20 protein-coding genes are annotated in these 16075 nt (G+C 70.6%); 3 read left to right on the forward strand and 17 right to left on the reverse strand.

Features of this window, described 5'->3' with window-relative positions; all coding sequences use genetic code 11:
• Positions 1-41: 41 nt before the first annotated feature.
• From bioD to bioB, 3 genes are read right to left on the reverse strand one after another with little or no spacing between them, the layout of a single operon-like run.
• Positions 42-758, reverse strand: a complete 717-nt coding sequence (gene bioD / locus AC07DS_RS13405) for a dethiobiotin synthase (protein WP_479144842.1) — start codon at positions 756-758, stop codon at positions 42-44.
• Position 759: 1 nt separating this feature from the next.
• The gene (locus AC07DS_RS13410; protein ID WP_479144844.1) at positions 760-2049 is read right to left on the reverse strand and encodes an adenosylmethionine--8-amino-7-oxononanoate transaminase; all 1290 of its coding nucleotides are present in this window, start codon (positions 2047-2049) and stop codon (positions 760-762) included.
• Complete coding sequence (bioB, locus tag AC07DS_RS13415) at positions 2042-3244, reverse strand: biotin synthase BioB (RefSeq protein WP_479144846.1); 1203 nt, start codon at positions 3242-3244, stop codon at positions 2042-2044. The genes AC07DS_RS13410 and bioB overlap by 8 nt, the downstream gene beginning before the upstream one ends.
• Before the next feature lie 147 nt (positions 3245-3391).
• Between bioB and AC07DS_RS13420 the strand changes: the two genes are divergently transcribed.
• Positions 3392-4519: an 8-amino-7-oxononanoate synthase gene (locus tag AC07DS_RS13420; protein WP_479144848.1), complete on the forward strand. Its 1128-nt coding sequence runs from the start codon at positions 3392-3394 to the stop codon at positions 4517-4519.
• Between the two features lie 81 nt (positions 4520-4600).
• On the opposite strand, the gene AC07DS_RS13425 is transcribed toward AC07DS_RS13420, so the two are convergent.
• Positions 4601-4825, reverse strand: a complete 225-nt coding sequence (locus AC07DS_RS13425; protein WP_386580538.1) for a DUF397 domain-containing protein — start codon at positions 4823-4825, stop codon at positions 4601-4603.
• 9 nt (positions 4826-4834) lie between these two features.
• The gene (locus tag AC07DS_RS13430) at positions 4835-5695 is read right to left on the reverse strand and encodes a helix-turn-helix domain-containing protein (protein WP_479144850.1); all 861 of its coding nucleotides are present in this window, start codon (positions 5693-5695) and stop codon (positions 4835-4837) included.
• Between the two features lie 212 nt (positions 5696-5907).
• Here AC07DS_RS13430 and AC07DS_RS13435 point away from each other — a divergent pair, with 212 nt between their 5' ends.
• Positions 5908-6363, forward strand: a complete 456-nt coding sequence (locus AC07DS_RS13435; RefSeq protein ID WP_479144852.1) for an ATP-binding protein — start codon at positions 5908-5910, stop codon at positions 6361-6363.
• A gap of 70 nt (positions 6364-6433) precedes the next feature.
• Here AC07DS_RS13435 and AC07DS_RS13440 read toward each other — a convergent pair whose 3' ends face one another.
• Positions 6434-7372 (reverse strand): LysR family transcriptional regulator, encoded by a 939-nt coding sequence (locus AC07DS_RS13440; RefSeq protein WP_479144854.1) that lies wholly within the window; start codon positions 7370-7372, stop codon positions 6434-6436.
• Between the two features lie 83 nt (positions 7373-7455).
• Here AC07DS_RS13440 and AC07DS_RS13445 point away from each other — a divergent pair, with 83 nt between their 5' ends.
• Positions 7456-8073: a LysE family translocator gene (locus AC07DS_RS13445; protein WP_479144856.1), complete on the forward strand. Its 618-nt coding sequence runs from the start codon at positions 7456-7458 to the stop codon at positions 8071-8073.
• 7 nt (positions 8074-8080) lie between these two features.
• On the opposite strand, the gene AC07DS_RS13450 is transcribed toward AC07DS_RS13445, so the two are convergent.
• The 11 genes from AC07DS_RS13450 to AC07DS_RS13500 all read right to left on the reverse strand — a co-directional run bounded on the left by AC07DS_RS13450 (position 8081) and on the right by AC07DS_RS13500 (position 15933).
• Positions 8081-8554 carry a C40 family peptidase gene (locus AC07DS_RS13450; RefSeq protein WP_479144858.1) on the reverse strand — a complete coding sequence of 158 codons (474 nt, stop codon included), beginning with the start codon at positions 8552-8554 and terminating at the stop codon, positions 8081-8083.
• A 570-nt stretch (positions 8555-9124) separates the two neighbouring features.
• Positions 9125-9433, reverse strand: coding sequence for a hypothetical protein (locus AC07DS_RS13455; protein WP_479144860.1), 309 nt, complete (start codon positions 9431-9433; stop codon positions 9125-9127).
• An 8-nt stretch (positions 9434-9441) separates the two neighbouring features.
• Entirely contained in the window at positions 9442-10077 is a 636-nt protein-coding gene (locus AC07DS_RS13460; protein ID WP_479144862.1) for an ATP-dependent Clp protease proteolytic subunit, read from the reverse strand.
• A 401-nt stretch (positions 10078-10478) separates the two neighbouring features.
• Positions 10479-11198: a hypothetical protein gene (locus tag AC07DS_RS13465; protein WP_479144864.1), complete on the reverse strand. Its 720-nt coding sequence runs from the start codon at positions 11196-11198 to the stop codon at positions 10479-10481.
• Between the two features lie 470 nt (positions 11199-11668).
• Positions 11669-11794, reverse strand: coding sequence for a hypothetical protein (locus tag AC07DS_RS13470; protein WP_479144866.1), 126 nt, complete (start codon positions 11792-11794; stop codon positions 11669-11671).
• Positions 11795-11855: 61 nt separating this feature from the next.
• Positions 11856-12509, reverse strand: coding sequence for a class I SAM-dependent DNA methyltransferase (locus AC07DS_RS13475; protein WP_479144868.1), 654 nt, complete (start codon positions 12507-12509; stop codon positions 11856-11858).
• A gap of 78 nt (positions 12510-12587) precedes the next feature.
• Entirely contained in the window at positions 12588-13088 is a 501-nt protein-coding gene (locus AC07DS_RS13480) for a glycine-rich domain-containing protein (protein WP_479144870.1), read from the reverse strand.
• Positions 13089-13464: 376 nt separating this feature from the next.
• A complete protein-coding gene (locus tag AC07DS_RS13485) occupies positions 13465-13803 on the reverse strand; it encodes a hypothetical protein (protein ID WP_479144872.1) in 339 nt (112 codons plus the stop codon).
• The gene (locus AC07DS_RS13490; RefSeq protein ID WP_479144874.1) at positions 13800-14261 is read right to left on the reverse strand and encodes a hypothetical protein; all 462 of its coding nucleotides are present in this window, start codon (positions 14259-14261) and stop codon (positions 13800-13802) included. Before AC07DS_RS13490 ends, AC07DS_RS13485 begins: the two co-directional genes overlap by 4 nt.
• An 86-nt stretch (positions 14262-14347) precedes the next feature.
• A complete protein-coding gene (locus AC07DS_RS13495; protein ID WP_479144876.1) occupies positions 14348-15196 on the reverse strand; it encodes a helix-turn-helix domain-containing protein in 849 nt (282 codons plus the stop codon).
• Entirely contained in the window at positions 15193-15933 is a 741-nt protein-coding gene (locus AC07DS_RS13500; protein WP_479144878.1) for a DUF6879 family protein, read from the reverse strand. Before AC07DS_RS13500 ends, AC07DS_RS13495 begins: the two co-directional genes overlap by 4 nt.
• Positions 15934-16075 lie beyond the last annotated feature (142 nt).

Below are 16075 nucleotides of genomic sequence, written 5' to 3' on the forward strand. Positions count from 1 at the left end.
GGACACGCCCCGGGGCGCCTCCCACACCCGGAACCCCTCCGTCAGGGCGCCTCCCGGATCCGGAACGCCTCCGCGTCCCACGACCCGTACAGGCGCGGGGCCAGCCACTGCGATGCAGCCGTACGGAAGTCGGCGGGCGGGAGTGCCCCGGCCCCTGCGGGCAGTGCGCCGAGCAGCGGGGCGGCGGCCACCTCCGGCAGGTCCATGACGTTGCAGCGGGAGGCGAGGTCGGGGGCGTCGGGCCAGCTGCCGATCACCACGCCGGCCAGCTCCAGCTCGCGCGAGCTCAGTTCACGGGCCGTCAGTTCCGTGGTGTTCAGTGTGCCGAGCCCGGCGGAGGCCACGACCAGCACCGGAGCGCTCAGCAGCCGGGCCGCGTCCGCCAGCGTCCCGCCCGCCGCGTCGAACCGTACGAGCAGCCCGCCCGCCCCCTCGACCAGCACCAGATCGTGCTCGGTGGCCAGCTTGGCCGCGGCCTCGGCCACCTCGTGCGGATGCACCGGGGCCATCCCGGCCCGCCGGGCCGAGGTACCGGGAGCCAACGGCTCCGGGAACCGCGCCAGTTCGGTGGCCGTGACGGGCCCGGCGAGCCGGGCCACCTCGTCCGCGTCACCGCGCTCGTCCGGCCGTACCCCCGTCTGCGCCGCCTTCAGCACGGCCACCGACTGCCCGGCCGCGAGCGCGGCGGCGGCGACGGCCGCGGTCGTGACCGTCTTGCCGACCTCCGTGCCCGTCCCCGTGATCACCAGTACCGGCATCTCATCCCTCCCGCGCCGCGGCGCACACCGCGCGTGCGATCCGTGCCACATCCGCGTCGTCCGTGACGTACGGCGGCATCGTGTAGATCAGGTCGCGGAACGGGCGCAGCCACACGCCCTCCCGCACCGCGGCCCGGGTGGCCGCGGCCATGTCCACCTCGTGGTCGAGCTGGACGACCCCGATGGCGCCGAGGACGCGGACGTCCTTGACACCGGGAAGGTCCGCGGCCGGAGCCAGGCCCGCGCGCAGGCCCGCCTCGATCCGCCCGACCTCCGACCGCCAGTCCTGCCCGCGCAGCAGCTCGATGGAGGCGCAGGCCACGGCCGCCGCCAGCGGATTGCCCATGAAGGTCGGTCCATGGGCGAGCACCGGTACCTCGCCCTGCGAGATGCCGTCCGCGACCCGGGGCGTGCACAACGTCGCCGCCAGCGTCAGATAGCCGCCGGTCAGCGACTTGCCCACGCACATCACATCCGGTGTGACACCCGCGTGGTCCGCCGCGAACAGCGCACCCGTGCGGCCGAACCCGGTGGCGATCTCGTCGAACACCAGCAGCACGTCGTGCGCGTCGCACGCCTCGCGCAGCACCCGCAGATACGCGGGGGGGTGGAACCGCATCCCACCCGCGCCCTGCACCACCGGCTCCACGATCACCGCGGCCAGCTCGTCGGCGTGCCGCTCGATGGCCGCGCGCAACTCCTGTGCGTACGACTCCTCGTACTCGGCCGGAGGCGGGCCCACGAACACCTGGCGCTGGAGCACGCCGGTCCACAGTTCGTGCATCCCGCCCTCGGGGTCGCAGACCGACATCGGCTGCCAGGTGTCGCCGTGGTAGCCGCCGCGCCAGGTCAGCAGCCGCTGCTTGCCCGGGCGGCCGAGCGAGCGCCAGTACTGCAGGCACATCTTCACGGCGACCTCGACCGACACCGATCCGGAGTCGGCCAGGAACACATGCTCCAGGCCGTCCGGCGACAAGTCGACAAGGAGCTTCGCCAGCCGTACGGCGGGCTCGTGGGTGAGCCCGCCGAACATCACATGGCTCATCCGCCCCAGCTGCTCGCGCACCGCCTCGTTGAGGACCGGGTGGTTGTAGCCGTGGATCGCCGACCACCACGAGGACATGCCGTCGACGAGTTCACCCGAGCCGTCCGCGAGCCGCAGCCGGACCCCGCTCGCCGACTCCACGACGAGCGGTTCGGCACGCCCGGGCATCGGACCGTACGGATGCCACACGTGCCGGCGGTCCAGCTCCAGCAGTTCGGGCACACTCAGGCCGGACGGGTCAGGCATTGGGCGCGAGGTCCGTTCCGGCGCCCCGGCGGCGGACGGCGACCAGGTCGGTCCGCGCCTCGTTCGTGGCCGGCACGGACGCCGTACCGTGCGCGTCCGCTCCTTCGTGCGAACCGCAGACGGATCCGCACCCGGCCTCCTCGTGCGACCCGCACCCCGCGTCGGCGTGCGAGCCGCACCCGCCCGCCGTCGCCCGGTGTTCCGGCAGCGTCACCTCGCCGGCGCCCTCCACCTCGAACCCGGCGTCCGCGATCATCTCCAGGTCGGCCTTGCCGGCCTGTCCCTCGCTGGTCAGGTAGTCGCCGAGGAAGATGGAGTTGGCCAGGTTCAGCGCGAGCGGCTGCATCGTGCGCAGGTGGACCTCGCGGCCGCCTGCGATGCGCACCTCGACGTCGGGGCAGACGAAGCGGACCATCGCGAGGATGCGCAGGCAGCGCTGCGGGGTGAGGTGCCACTCCGCGGAGAGCGGGGTGCCCTCCATCGGGATGAGGAAGTTCACCGGAACGGAGTCCGGGTCCAGCTCGCGCAGCGACAGGACGACGTCCACCAGGTCCTCGTCGGTCTCACCCATACCGGCGATGAGACCCGAGCAGGCGGACAGACCGGCGGCGTGCGCCTTCTGCACCGTGTCCACCCGATCGGCGTACGTGTGGGTGGTGGTGATGTCCCCGTACGTGGCCTCGGAGGTGTTCAGGTTGTGGTTGTAGGCGTCCGCGCCCGCCTCGCGCAGCCGTTCGGCCTGGCCGTCGGAGAGCAGACCGAGGCAGGCGCACACCTCGACGTCCTCGTTCCGGCCCTTGATGGCCTTGATGGTCTCGGAGACCCGGTCCACGTCCCGGTCCGTCGGGCCGCGCCCGCTGGCCACCAGGCAGACGCGCTTGGCGCCCCCGGCCAGGCCCGCCGCGGCGGCCTGGGAGGCCTGGTCGGGCTTGAGCCAGGTGTACTTGAGGATGTCGGCCTTGGAGCCCAGCCGCTGGGAGCAGTAGGAGCAGTCCTCCGGGCACAGCCCGGACTTCAGGTTGACCAGGTAGTTGAGTTTCACGCGCCGGCCGAACCAGTGCCGGCGCACCTTGCCGGCCGCGGCCACCACATCGAGCAGGTCGTCGTCGGAGGTGGCGAGCACGGCGAGTGCTTCCTCACGGGTCGGCAGCTCGCGCCGCAGCCCCTTGTCCACCAGCGTGTTCAGCAGGTCCATGAGGTCCGATCCTGTCCTACGGGACCGCTTCCGGCCAAGGAGAGTTTGCACAACGGAGACGGATCACCGTGTGGGTATTGCCACACCCTGGGTGGTCGGCCGTGCCGCTAGGGTCTGTCCGCTACCTACAAAAGCCCCGGAGGACCCATGGCGTTCGGCTGGATCGACGAGCAGGCCGAGGCGCGTCGCCGCGCCGGACTCGTACGGACCCTGCGCCCGCGCCCCGCCGACTCGCCGCTGCTGGATCTGGCGAGCAACGACTATCTGGGCCTCGCCCACCACCCCGAGGTCGTCGAAGGGGCGGCCCGTGCCGCCCGGACCTGGGGCGGCGGCGCCACCGGTTCCCGGCTGGTCACCGGCACCACCGAGCTGCACACCGAGCTGGAGCACGAACTGGCCGACTTCTGCGGGTTCGAGGCGGCTCTCGTGTTTTCATCCGGTTATGCCGCGAACCTCGCCGCGGTCACCGCGCTGGGCCCGCACGGCTCCCTGATCCTGTCCGACGCGGGCAACCACGCCTCGCTCATCGACGGCTGCCGGCTCGCCCGGGGTACCACGCAGGTGGTCGGGCACGCCGACCCGGAGGCCGTGGACAAGGCGCTGGGCACGCACGGCGGAGAGGCGATCGTCGTCTCCGACACCGTGTTCTCCGTCGACGGGGACGCGGCCCCGCTGGCCGCGCTGGCCGAGGCGTGCCGGGAGCACGGCGCGGGGCTGGTCGTGGACGACGCCCACGGTCTCGGAGTACTGGGCGACGGCGGCAGGGGCGCCCCGCACGCGGCCGGTCTCGCGGGTGCCGGGGACGTGGTCGTCACGGCCACGCTCTCCAAGTCGCTGGGCAGCCAGGGCGGGGTGGTGCTGGGTCCGGCCCGGGTGATCGACCATCTGGTCAACGCGGCCCGGACGTTCATCTTCGACACGGGTCTGGCGCCCGCGGCCGCCGGCGCCGCGCTGGCGGCGCTGCAGCTGCTGCGGCGCGAACCGGCACGGGCGGAACGGGCCCGTGGGGTCGCCGCCGAACTGCATGCACGCCTGACCGCCGCGGGTCTGGAAGCGGTGCGTCCGGACGCCGCGGTGGTCTCGGTGCGGGCTCCGTCCCCGGAGCAGGCCGTGCGCTGGGCGGCCGACTGCCGTACGGCAGGCCTGGCCGTGGGCTGCTTCCGTCCTCCTTCCGTGCCCGACGGCATCTCACGGCTGAGGCTGACCGCCCGCGCGGACCTCTCAGGGGCCGAGATCGAACGCGCTGTACGTGTGATCGGCGAGACGCGACCATGAGTCGGCGTGACACGGCCGGGCATCGCACGAAAGTGATCGGATCTGATCAGTAGGGGTCGGTCCGGTCGGGTGGGAACGGGATCATCGGAGCGCGGTCACGAACCCCGCCCAGCTCCCGGGGGAGAAGAGCAGCGCGGGTCCGGCCGGCTTCTTGGAGTCGCGCACGGCGAGCAGTCCGGCCCAGCGGCCGGAGTGCGGCCGGGCCGTCTCCACACAGTTGTTGGCTCCCGTGCTGTAGCTGCTGCGCAGCCAGCGCACGTCGTGCAGATCGGTACTGGCAGGGACGTTCCGAGGCAGTGCTGGCATGGTGCCTCCTTACGCGCCGTCACCTATCCCGGCGATGTAATCCAACGATTCCTCGGGTGAAAGGGCGTGGATCTGGAGGGTGTTGAAGGCCTCCAGGTAGGCCTTGAGGTCTTCTTTCCGTTCCAGGTAGAGGCTACTCGTCAACTGGTCGAGAACAACCACATCCAGATCGGAAGTGCTCTGAAATGAGAAAATAACGAAAGGCCCGGTCAGGCCGACATGCGCACCGGAGGCGAACGGGAGCACCTGGAGGCGCACTTGGGGCAGGCGGGCGCACTCGACCAGCCGGGCCAGCTGCCGCGCCATGACCTCCGGCCCGCCGATCTCGCGCCTGAGCACCGCCTCGTCCAGCACGGCACTCAGCTCCAGCGGTGGATCGGAGCGCAGCACGTCCTGCCTGGCCAGCCGCACCTCCACCAGCGCGTCCAGCCGCTCCGTGTCCACCCCGTCCAGGGCCGCGCGGGTGACCGCGCGGGCGTATTCGGGCGTCTGAAGAAGGCCGGGAACCACCGTGGTCTCCAGGGTGCGCATCCCGGTCGCCTGCGACTCCAGGCTGATGAAATCGCGGTAGGTGGACGGCAGGATGCCACGGTAGGCGTGCCACCAGCGGCTGCGCCCGCCCGCCTCCTCCGAACCCGCCAACATCATCAGCAACTCACGCAGTTGGCCGTCCCGTTCCCCGTAGGCATCGAGGAGTAACCGCACGTCGGCCGGTTTCACCCCGCTGGCGCCGGTTTCGATGCGGCTCACCTTCGACTGGTGCCAGCCCACGAGACGGGCCGCCTCACCGCTGGTGAGCCCCACCCCGGTACGCAGTGCACGCAGTTCGGCGCCCAATTTGCGACGCCGCACCGCGGGACCGTTCTGCATGGATTACTCCTTACTCCTTCCGGGCCGCCCAAATACGCTCTCGCGTCGCAGAGTTCACCGCTTTGAGCGACAGATATATGCATATCTTGGTGGATCGCTCCCCTGACCGGCCCGGTGATGGCAGTCTGGCGAACAAGCACCATTCCGGGACCGTACTCGAACCATCCGCTCCTCGTCGGACTGCGGTCCCGTGGGAAAGGGACGACGTCGCCATGGCAGACCATCTGGAAGCATCCGTCACTCTGCCGAGCGATCCCGCCTCGGTCTCCGCGGCCCGCTCCTACGTGGTGGGAACCCTCGAGGAGTGGGGGCTGCCGTCGGACACCGAAGCGGCCGACACCGTGCGGCTCATCGTCTCCGAGCTGGCCACCAATGCCGTACAGCACACCTTCGGACAGTCACCCACCTTCACGGTCGACATCGCGCTGGACCGTGACGAACATCTGCGCATCGGTGTCACGGACAGCCATCCGCGCTTTCCGAAGAGACTGCCCGCCGCCGTCCAGCAGGACAACGGGCGCGGCATGGTCATCATCCGCTGGCTCACCGCCGAGTGCGGCGGCAAGCTCCGCGTGCGCCCCACCCGCGAGGGCGGCAAGACGGTCTCCATCGAACTCCCCTGGGCCGTCCCGGCCGAGCCGGTGACGGCAGGCCAGCCCGAGCTCTAGCCGGTCCCCGCCCGCCCCTGCTGAACCGCTTCGGATGCAGAAGGCCACCCCAATTCGGCCGGGCGACGGTTCACCGTGACGGCCGCTCACGCACCGGAGTCTGCCGGGCGCGGCCGAACGCCCCGTGCAGCAGGGCCCGGAACGCCTCCGCCGCCGGAGCGACCTCGTCGGGCCGGAAGGCGACCGAGATCGTACGGCGCAGCCGTCCCGCCTCCAGCGGCCGCACCCCGACGGGAGTCACCGCGGTCCGCGCCACCATCTCCGGTACGACGGCCACCCCGAGCCCCGCGCTGACCAGCGCGCACACCACGGCATATCCAGGGGTCGGCACCAGCAGCGCAGGAGTGGCGCCCGCCTCGGCGAGCAGGGCCTCCACCTCCCGTCGGGCCGGATGGTGCGGGGCCATGCTGATCAGCGGCTGCCCGGCCAGCTGCTCCAGCGGCAGCCGGGACGAGGCGCTGCTCAGCGCATGACCCGGTGCCGTCACCAGCACCAGCTCCTCCACCAGGACCGGCTCCAGACCGACCGAGGCCGGTACCGCGGCGCCCTCGCCCGGGTCGTAGGCGTGGGTCAGCGCCAGATCCACCTCGCCGGCCGCCACCGCGGCGACCCCGGCCGGCGGGTCGTAGTCGGCGACCGACAGCTCGACGTCCGGGTGTGCCCGGCGGAACGCGCTCAGCGCCGGCGGCAGCAGATGGACGCCCGCGGTCGGGAAGGTGCCGAGCCGCAGCACCCCGCCCGACAGACCGGTCAGCCGGGCCAGTTCGTGCCGGGCCTGCTCCAGCTCGTCAAGAACTCTCCGGGCCCGCGCCACCAGCACCTCGCCCGCCTCGGTCAGCCGGGCCCCGCGGTGATGCCGTACGAGCAACGCCGTGCCCGCCTCCCGCTCCAGCTTGGCCAGCTGCTGGGATAGCGCGGGCGGTGTGTAGCCGAGCCGGTCGGCGGCCCGTGTGATGGAGCCCGCCTCCGCCACGGCGACCAGCGCGGCCAGCCGTGTGGGGTCGTACATGGGACCAGCCTAAAGCACTGCTTAAGACAGACCATGTTCATTCGAAATACCTGCTGAAGGCCGGCTCCGTGCACGCTGGCGGTATGGACGGACAGCTCATCGCCTTCACCGGGATCGCCGCCGGACTCGTCGCCATGCCGGGCGCCGACTTCACGGTGGTCGTACGCAACGCCCTGGTCTCCCGCCGCGCCGGCGCGGTCTGCGGGCTCGGCATCGCGGGCGGCCTCCTCGTGCACACCACGCTGGCGGTGGCCGGAGTCGCGGCCGTGCTGGTGGCCGTCCCCGCGCTCTTCCGCGCGCTGCAGCTCCTGGGCGGCGTCTATGTGCTGCAGCTCGGCGTGCGGACCCTGTGGTCGCTGCGGCGGCCCGCCACCGATTCCGTCGAGGCGGCACCGTCGGCCGGGCACCCGCTGCGGCAGGGCTTCGTCACCAACGTCCTCAACCCGAAAGCATCGCTGACCTTCCTCAGCCTGCTGCCCCAGTTCGTGCCGTCCGGCGGCTCCGCGCTCCCCAGGACGCTGCTGCTCGCGCTGATCGTCTGCACGCTGGCGCTGGCCTGGTTCCAGGTGGTGGCCCTGCTGGTGGACCGCCTCGGCCGGTGGCTGCGCCGGCCCCGGGCCGCCCGCATGCTGCGGACGGGCACCGGGGCGGCGCTCACGGTGCTGGGAGCGGCCCTGCTGCTGGAGCCGCTCCTGCCCTGAGCCCGGGTCAGCTGACCCGGCCGTACCAGACGCTCCTGCTCCAGATCTTCTCCAGTCGCACCACGGCCCCGGTCTTCGGCGCGTGCCAGATCTTGCCCTTCCCGGCGTAGATGCCGACGTGGTAGACGCTCGAACCCGAGTGGAAGAACACCAGGTCGCCGGCCCTGCGGTTGCCGGCCGAGATGTGATGCGTCTTGTTGTACTGCTGAGCGGCCGTGCGCGGCAGCTTCTTGCCCGCCTTCTTGAACGAGTAGAGGGTCAGCCCCGAGCAGTCGAAGCGGCGCGGCCCGGTGGCCCCCCATGCGTACGGGGCACCCTTCTTGGAGGCCGCGACCTGGAGTGCCTTCGCCGCCGTGCCGGCGGCCGAGGCGTCGGTGGCGAGGCCCGGCACCACGATCGAGCCGCCCACGGCGGCGAGGGTGAGGGCCGAGGCCGTACCGGCCCGGGCCATGAGCGACGGGACACGATTGAGCGCAGTCATGCGCAACCCTTCGTCAGCCGCCTGTGAAGGATGACCTGTCGGATTCGGGCTGGCGAAGTTGCCCGGCCGCATCGCTGCGGCTTCACCCCAAGGGCTGCTCGGTGCGGCCGCCCGTCTGTGCGACGAACGTCCGTTCCGGCGACCCGGCTTGCTTGGGTCCTCCACTCCTGCCGATCCACTCCTGTCGACCGGTCATCCAGGGCGGCGGCAGGACTCGGCGTCCGCCCGGATCGCCCCGCCGCGGTGGCGGGGTCTTGTCGTCAGACAGGGATCTTCACTCACAGGAGTCGGAAAATCCCAATGGAATCGGGGATTTGTGGCGTTACTCACCACTCACCCGTTCGGGTGGACGCTGCTGTGTTCGAGGCACCGTCAGATCCCGGGCGTAGCCCCGGACCTGGGAAGAAGCACTTTCCCGCCGACCTTCAACCGGCGTGCTGCGCAAGCCGGGAGACCCGGAAAAAGTTCGGAAGATACGCCGGCCGGGGGTACATCGTTCGGGCCGTTTCGAGTCCGGCTCCGACGGGTCCGTCGACGCGTTGGTCCCGTCGGGCCGGTCGAGCGTCCGGATCAGCCCACGCAGTCCGGCGGGAGCACGACGCGAGCGGTGCGGCGCTCGCCGTCGAGCACCCTCAACGCCCTTGCCAGCGTGTCCCCATGCAGCTGCGTCTCGCCGCGCTGGTGCATGAGGGCGAGTGCGTCGCGCAGCTCGGACGCCTTGCGCACCAGGGCCTGCGCCGCGCGCAGCCCGCGGTAGGTGTCCCCGGACTGCGCCGGGTTGATCCGGCCCAGCAGGTCGACCGCCTCCAGGTAACGGTCGATCAACTCGCCCTCGGCACGCGTCAGGGCGGGCAGCGGCGGAAGCTCCGGTGGCAGCATCGGCCGGCTCACCCCGCGTGCTGTGCGCCGGGGGTGCCCCTGCGGCTCGGGACCACGCCGTCCACCAGGCCGTACGCCAGTGCGCCCGGCGCGTCCAGCACCAGCTTCCGCTCCAGGTCCTGTCGGACCTGTTCCGGGGTGCGCCCGGTGTGCAGGACCAGCATCTCCTCCATGAGGGAGCGGGTCCGGGCCAACTCGTCGGCCTGGATGACCAGGTCGCTCGGCTGCCCCTCGGCCGGCTCGGGCATCGCGGGCTGTTCGAGCACCATGCGTGCGTTCGGCAGCGTGAACCGCTTCCCCGGGGTTCCTGCCGCGAGCAGTATCGCGGCGGCCGAGGCGGCCTGGCCCAGGCAGTAGGTCTCCACGTCGCAGGTGACGTACCGCATCGTGTCGTAGACCGCCGTCATCGCGCTGAACGAGCCGCCCGGGCAGTTGACGTACAGCGTGATGTCCCGGTCCGGGGCCGTGTGTTCGAGGTGCATGAACTGTGTGATGACGTCGGTCGCCGCCGTGTCGTCGAGCGGTGTCCCGAGGAAGACGACCCGGTTCTCGAACAGCTTCGAGTAGGGGTCGAGCGTGCGGTGGCCCGTGCTCGTGCGCTCGGTGAACTCGGGCAGGACGTGACGGGCGGACAGTCGGGTCATGGGCATACCCCTTCGTCGCGACAGGGCCGGTGCGGCCTCGCTTCTGTAAAAAATGTACAGGACGTACGTGACGTTAGAATGGGTGCACATGCTAGTGATCGCGAATAAGTGGCAGCTCAGAGGCGCCTTTTAGGCCTCCCTCAGCGGTGATCTCTCACAAACGGCGCTCAGGCCGCTGGCTCCTCGCCGAAGCCCAAGAGGACCGTGAGGTGATCGGAAGCAGCCCGCAGATCTTCCGGGCTCGGATGGACGTAGACGCGCTCCGTGAAGGACGCCCCGCCCACGCCGCCAGGACGGCGTCCTCGACTCCATTGACCGCCGGGAACGTCAGGCAGCTGTGGCGAGCGTCGTACAGCCGCACCTGCCGCATCCCAAGCGATCGCATCAGGGAGTAGGCGCTCTCACGCAGATGGCGAGTTGTCAGCGGCTGCCCGAGGTGGTCGACGAACATGTAGCCGGACGGCAGGCAGTAGCCGCCCAGGGACATCTGCTCGATCTCCTGCAGGGCCTTGAAGGCGATCAGGGCCCGCCGGACGGGTTCCGGTAGCGGCAGGACGCGCTCGCCGGCTTCTGTCTTGGTGTCTTTCTCCAAGACCCGGCTGTTCGCGATCATCGTTCGAGTGTCTGGCGATGGACAGCGTGCCTGCGTCGACATCGACGTCCTCCCAGCGCAGGCCGGCCACCTCGGCCGGACGCAGCCCCATCAGGCTCAGCATGAGGACGGCGAACTGGCGGTCGCCCCTGATGCCTACCAGGAAGTCCTTGACCTCGACGACATTCCACGGCATGGGCCGCTTGTTGGAGCGCCGGTCTCCCTTCCATGCCTTGCGGGGGATCTGCACGTACTCGGCGACATTCGGGTGAACGAGCTTGCGCACGACGGTCCGGCCGAGGGCTTCCTTGAGGCGTGAGAGCACCCCGCTGGCCGCGCTCGGCCTGATGCCGCTCGGGTCTTCCCGCCGCGCCGCTACGAGCAGCAAGGCGGCCATCGACTCGACCTGATCCTCGGTCAGCTCCTGTACGCGAAGTTGTCCCAGGTACTCGTGTGCGTGAACCAGTGCGTTCTTGTACCCCTGAATCGTGCTCTCCTCAAGGTCGCGTGCCTTCTTGGCGAGCCACATGTCGAGGAGCGGACTGCCAACCTGAGGGGCAGCTCCGCGCGGCGGTCGGCTCAGGTGGCGCACCCGGGATCGCCTACCAGGACCACCAGTGGGCGATGTGCGAGGCGCGGGGGTTCATCGTCTGATCGTGTTGCGTGCAGCAATGTGCCCGGTCGTCGTCGCGGCGTCCGGGCACGGTCGTGTCAGTGTGTGCGGTGGACCCACTGCTTCCTCAGCCCGAAGCGACCGCGCCAGGTGCCCTCGACCGCGAGGTTACGCGCTCGTACCCCTTCTCGCGCACGGTCCGGTGGAGACCTCCTGCTGCTGGTTGTCGCCGGAGAGGGAGGCCGCGGTGACGTGGCTACCGGACACCGGGGAAGGATTGGATGAGGATCGCCCAGCGTCTCTTCCAGCCGGTCGCAGGCGTAGGTGACGCGCGAAGTCGGCCGAGGTCATGATCAGGCGGACCCGCAGGCCACGGCCGCTTGCGCTCACTGCTTGTTGTCGTTGCTGCCCTGCAGCATGATGATCAGCAGGCCGACCACCCCGGTGTCGACCACGATCGCCGCCGCTAGGGCGGGGTTGCGGTTGGCGATGTAGGTAGCGGCGCCACCCATGACCAGTAGCCCGTCCTCGTGACCGCCTGGGGAGCGTTGAGGGCGGGCGGCATTGTGCCAGTCAGGCCCGCGCCTGGACGATGAGCGTGCCGATATGCCCAGGCTGTGGAGCCTCCACCACCATCGCCACGGCGGTGGTGAAACCAGCCCGTAGGAGATGCCGCTCCCACACCGCGGGCTTATAGCTGTAGCGGTAGGTGAACATCGCCTTGCCCGCGAAGCCGCCCTTGTACATGCCCTGCGGTCCGTAGGCGCCCGGGATGGCCGGCGGCTGAGAGAACACGAACACGCCGCCTGACACCAGGCGCTCGCGCACGAGCGGGAACAGGCGGGACGGGTCGGTGAACCAGGCCGCGCCGAAGATGGAGTACACCGCGTCGTAGCGTGTCTCGTCGGCGGCGAGCCATTCGAGGATCTCACCCTGCTCGATCCGCACGCCGAGTGGTGCCCACTTCTCCCCGGCTCGTTCCACCATGCGGGGCGAGAGGTCGACGCCGCAGGCCTTGACGCCCCGCTGGGCGAGGTGGGCGAGGGCGCGGCCGGTACCGCAGCCGATCTCCAGCACCGATTCCGGAGTGTCGAGCAGGTCGGGGCCGGGGCCGTGGCCGGCGTACTGGGTCCAGCAGAAGGAGGGCTCGGCGTCATCCTTGAACGCCGACTCGGCGAAGGCGTCCCAGAGTTCGGTCTCGGCGGGGATGTCGTGCGGTACGGGCACTTCTGTTCCTCTGGTCGTAGGTACGAGGGAGCCCACGCCCTCCGGGGGAACGTGAGGGCGGGGGCGACTGTAGTGGGCTCAGTGGCTGTCAGGGACCTTGTCGTCGCACGGGGAGCAGTCCGCGCCGTCGATGGCCCACAGCTCCTCGTCGATCGGCCAGCCCTGGGAGCGGAGGAACTCGCCGGTGCGTAGGCACAGGCCGTCACGGCGGCGTTCGATGAACGGGGCGTGGTGCTTGAATCGGCCGCCGTTGTAGAGGCGGCAGATGCCCCACCAGACGGGGGTGTCGAGGATGAGCTGGTGCACGCCGATGTCGACTAGCTTGCCGACGCCGAGGTGCTGGTCGGGGTTCTCGATGGAGCCCATGACGTACATGACCGCGTTGCCGAGGATACGTTCGGCCATGTCGCGGACCACCGTGTGGTCGCGCAGGAGCAGCGCGATCTCGCGGTCCCACAGGCTCATGCCGGAGTCGAAGACGTTGACGGTCAGCTCGGTGATGTGTGGTGCGACCGCGTTGAGCAGCTCCTGCGGATCGCGGGTGCGGGCTGCGGTGGGACGTTCTAACGCGACGGTCACGTTGTTCCTCCTCGTGTAGATGCATGTCCCCCGGTTGGGGGTACTGGGTGCTCCGGCATGGCTGGCGTTTGTTTGCAGGGCCGCCCCTGGCCGGGTAGAGACGGCCCTGCTCTCCAGCGCCGTTTCCTCCCCGATTCACCGTCGTGGGGAACGCTGGAGGCCTGTGTGCCGGGACGGGGTCTAGAGCTGGGTCAGTTGGTCCACTCGACACCCTTCACGTCGGCGATGGACGTCCGGCCGGTGAAGTGGTCCACATGCTTACGGCCTTCGTGCGGCGGCCGCGTGCAGCGAGCCTTGCCACCCAGGTATGGCTCCCAGCAGCACCCGGCGGCCCGGCCAGCTGCTCGCGAGGCCTGCTCTGTTTCCCCTGTCTGGCTCATCGGTGCAGCTCCAAGGCCAGGGCGCGCAGGGCGCGGCGGGTCTCGCACAGAGAGGCGTCGTCCGTGCACTGCTCGCATTCGCCCGGGTGCGTTCGCACCAGCAGCAGGAGCGGCTTGAGGGTGCAGGACCGACAGCCACGGGGGTACCAGCGGCCGGGCACGCCCTTGACGCTGTCGTGGCGCGGCTCCAGGCTGACGGCCGTGTCACCGTGGAGTTCCGCCGCGCACCACACGCAATGCGCGCCGCGCAGCTGGGCGCCGGTCAGGGCCGCGGGGGCTGGCAGTTGGAACAGAGCCAACGGGCTCGACCGGGTTGTCTGCGTCGCGGTGCTCATGCTCGTGTCTCCGCTTCGGGCCGGTAGCCGCCCGGGCCGAACGCGGCGGCGAGGAGTGTCGGGTCGGTCAGCTGGCCGGTGCCGTCCGGGAGCGCCAGCCACCACCGGCCGCCCAGGGAGAGCGTGACGGGCGGGCACTCAAGAGCCCAGTCGGCCGGGCGAACGGTGAGGTCGGCGACGTCGTCGAGTTCGTCGGCCAGGCCCGGCGGGAGAAGCCACCAGGTCAGGCCGTGGGGGATGTCGGCGAGCACGGGGCCGTGGGGGTTCGAGCCCAGCCGCCGGATCGCTTCGAGGGATCGCGCCAGCGCCGCCTCGGCGACCCGCCAGCGGGGGCCGGTAGGGATCGCGGCGAGCTGTTGGGCGTCCCACGCACGCCGTACCTCTGCCGGGTTGGGGGCGCAGGACAGGAGCCAGCCCTGGCCCTCACGCACTGGGGCGAAGGGGATGTGTGTCGCCATGACCCGAACGTATGCAGGGCGATTGCGCCGCTGCGCGCCGATTGCGCGGGATTGCGCGAGCTGCTCCGGAGGTTGCAGCTGATTGCCTACGACAGGTCGAGAGAGGCCCGTGCACGGCCGATCAGACGCCGTGCCGGGGCGCCGTACTCGGCGGACTCGGCGAGCCAGTCCCACGCCCGCTCGTACAGCGCCAAGTCCTCGTCACCCGTCAGCCACAGTTCCTCGCTGATCGTCTCGACGATGACCAACCGGCGGTCGTAGATCCAGAACGCGTGCGGGGCTGTGCGGCGCAGCTGCGCGCCGAACGGGATGATGCCCAGCTCGATGCGTCGCTGACCGACGAGGTTGTACATCCGGTCGAGCTGCTCGGCCATCACCTCGGCGGGGCACGGCCGGTGATACAGGGCGGCCTCGCAGACGAGGAACCGGAACGTCTTCTCCGGGTCGTACAGGGCTTCCTGCCTGCGCATGCGCTTCTCGACCGCGTCGTCCGTGGTCGGCGGGATCCCGCGGAACTCGGCGTTGGCGTCGAAGATGACCCGTGCGTATTCCGGGGTCTGGAACAACCCCGGGATCCGGGACACCTCAAGGCCGCGGATGAGTGATGTGGCCTCGGTCTGCCGTACAGCGATCTCCTGCCGGCCGCGGTGTCCGCCGGCCAGCTGCCTGCGCCATGACCGGTTCCGCTGCTTCATGTCCAGACCGGCCAGCAGCCCGTGCAGCTCCGACTCGACGTCCGGCCGGTCCAGGGCGCCCGCCCACGCGGTCAGGTCTTCGCGTGTCGGGGTCTGCTTGCCGTTCTGCAGGCGGCTGACCTTGGAGGTCTGCCAGTCGAGGCGGGCAGCGAGTTCCTTGCCTTCCAACCCGGCTTCGGCGCGCAGCTCGCGCAGGCGCGCACCGAGGGCTTCACGGGCCGTCTGGAAGTCTGTGCTCACACGGTCGAAGCTACCTGCCGAGCGAACTCCTGCGTAGGCACAGCGTGATGCCAAGCGGCGTCCCGGGCCTGGCAGGCGGCGAGCACCTCGGCCGGGTCCTCGGTGACGTACACGCCGAGGGTGGTGTCGTCCTCGCCGAAGGCGAACCGGGCGACTACGCGGGAGTCGAAGAGCCAGAAGTCGTAGTCGGGCAGCCGCAACTGCTCGGCCAGCGTGCGGGTCAGGTTGCGGATGTCCTCGCCTGCGGCCAAGTTGCCCGGCGCGCTGGCGAGCAGGAACTGCTGCCCGTCGGTGAGCGGGGCGTCGACCAGGCGCACGCGCTCGAACCGCTTCCCGGCCGCAGTCTGCTCGGCTACGTTCTCCCGCCACGTGTTGGCCGGATCGGCGGCGATGTCCTCGCCCGCCTGCCAGCGTGCCCACTTGGGGCTGCGCCGGTCGGAGGCGTAGCCGCGGCGGGTCTCCAACCGCCAGGCGGTGTGCCGGAACTCTCGGAACAGGTGGGCGATCGACGAGAACGGCTGCAGCTCGGGCGCCGGGGTGCTCGGGGCGTAGCGGGTGAGCAGGCTGCGGGGGACGCGTACGAACGTCTCGGACGGCTTCACGTCCCGCAGCTGTACCAGGTGCTCGGGGTCGGTCTCGCGGTCGCCCTGAACGAGGATTTCGTCCGTGCCTTCGATCTCGTGCAGGGTGGGGCAGTCGCCGTCGTCGCTGGTCGTGCCGATGAACCTGAGCGCCATGTCGCCTCCGCTGCCGGATGGTTGGACTCCCAGAATGCGCGGCATGGCGCGGGGGCGCCCGAGGATTGCGGCAAATTGCGCGGCCTCCCAGGTGCACGGCGATTGCGCGCAACCGCGCTGCGAAGGCGAAGAACGGCCACCC

This window comes from Streptomyces sp. NPDC044064 (genome assembly GCF_056434245.1).

Coding starts and splice junctions, on each gene's coding strand:
- AC07DS_RS13470 (WP_479144866.1), bottom strand. CDS start 11,794: ATGGGTGGCGCCGCTACCTACATCGCCAACCGCAACCCCGCCCTAGCG.
- AC07DS_RS13420 (WP_479144848.1), top strand. CDS start 3,392: ATGGCGTTCGGCTGGATCGACGAGCAGGCCGAGGCGCGTCGCCGCGCC.
- AC07DS_RS13455 (WP_479144860.1), bottom strand. CDS start 9,433: ATGCTGCCACCGGAGCTTCCGCCGCTGCCCGCCCTGACGCGTGCCGAG.
- AC07DS_RS13485 (WP_479144872.1), bottom strand. CDS start 13,803: ATGAGCACCGCGACGCAGACAACCCGGTCGAGCCCGTTGGCTCTGTTC.
- bioB (WP_479144846.1), bottom strand. CDS start 3,244: ATGGACCTGCTGAACACGCTGGTGGACAAGGGGCTGCGGCGCGAGCTG.
- AC07DS_RS13445 (WP_479144856.1), top strand. CDS start 7,456: ATGGACGGACAGCTCATCGCCTTCACCGGGATCGCCGCCGGACTCGTC.
- AC07DS_RS13460 (WP_479144862.1), bottom strand. CDS start 10,077: ATGACCCGACTGTCCGCCCGTCACGTCCTGCCCGAGTTCACCGAGCGC.
- AC07DS_RS13450 (WP_479144858.1), bottom strand. CDS start 8,554: ATGACTGCGCTCAATCGTGTCCCGTCGCTCATGGCCCGGGCCGGTACG.
- AC07DS_RS13465 (WP_479144864.1), bottom strand. CDS start 11,198: ATGTGGCTCGCCAAGAAGGCACGCGACCTTGAGGAGAGCACGATTCAG.
- AC07DS_RS13425 (WP_386580538.1), bottom strand. CDS start 4,825: ATGCCAGCACTGCCTCGGAACGTCCCTGCCAGTACCGATCTGCACGAC.
- AC07DS_RS13435 (WP_479144852.1), top strand. CDS start 5,908: ATGGCAGACCATCTGGAAGCATCCGTCACTCTGCCGAGCGATCCCGCC.
- AC07DS_RS13440 (WP_479144854.1), bottom strand. CDS start 7,372: ATGTACGACCCCACACGGCTGGCCGCGCTGGTCGCCGTGGCGGAGGCG.
- AC07DS_RS13430 (WP_479144850.1), bottom strand. CDS start 5,695: ATGCAGAACGGTCCCGCGGTGCGGCGTCGCAAATTGGGCGCCGAACTG.
- bioD (WP_479144842.1), bottom strand. CDS start 758: ATGCCGGTACTGGTGATCACGGGGACGGGCACGGAGGTCGGCAAGACG.
- AC07DS_RS13500 (WP_479144878.1), bottom strand. CDS start 15,933: ATGGCGCTCAGGTTCATCGGCACGACCAGCGACGACGGCGACTGCCCC.
- AC07DS_RS13490 (WP_479144874.1), bottom strand. CDS start 14,261: ATGGCGACACACATCCCCTTCGCCCCAGTGCGTGAGGGCCAGGGCTGG.
- AC07DS_RS13410 (WP_479144844.1), bottom strand. CDS start 2,049: ATGCCTGACCCGTCCGGCCTGAGTGTGCCCGAACTGCTGGAGCTGGAC.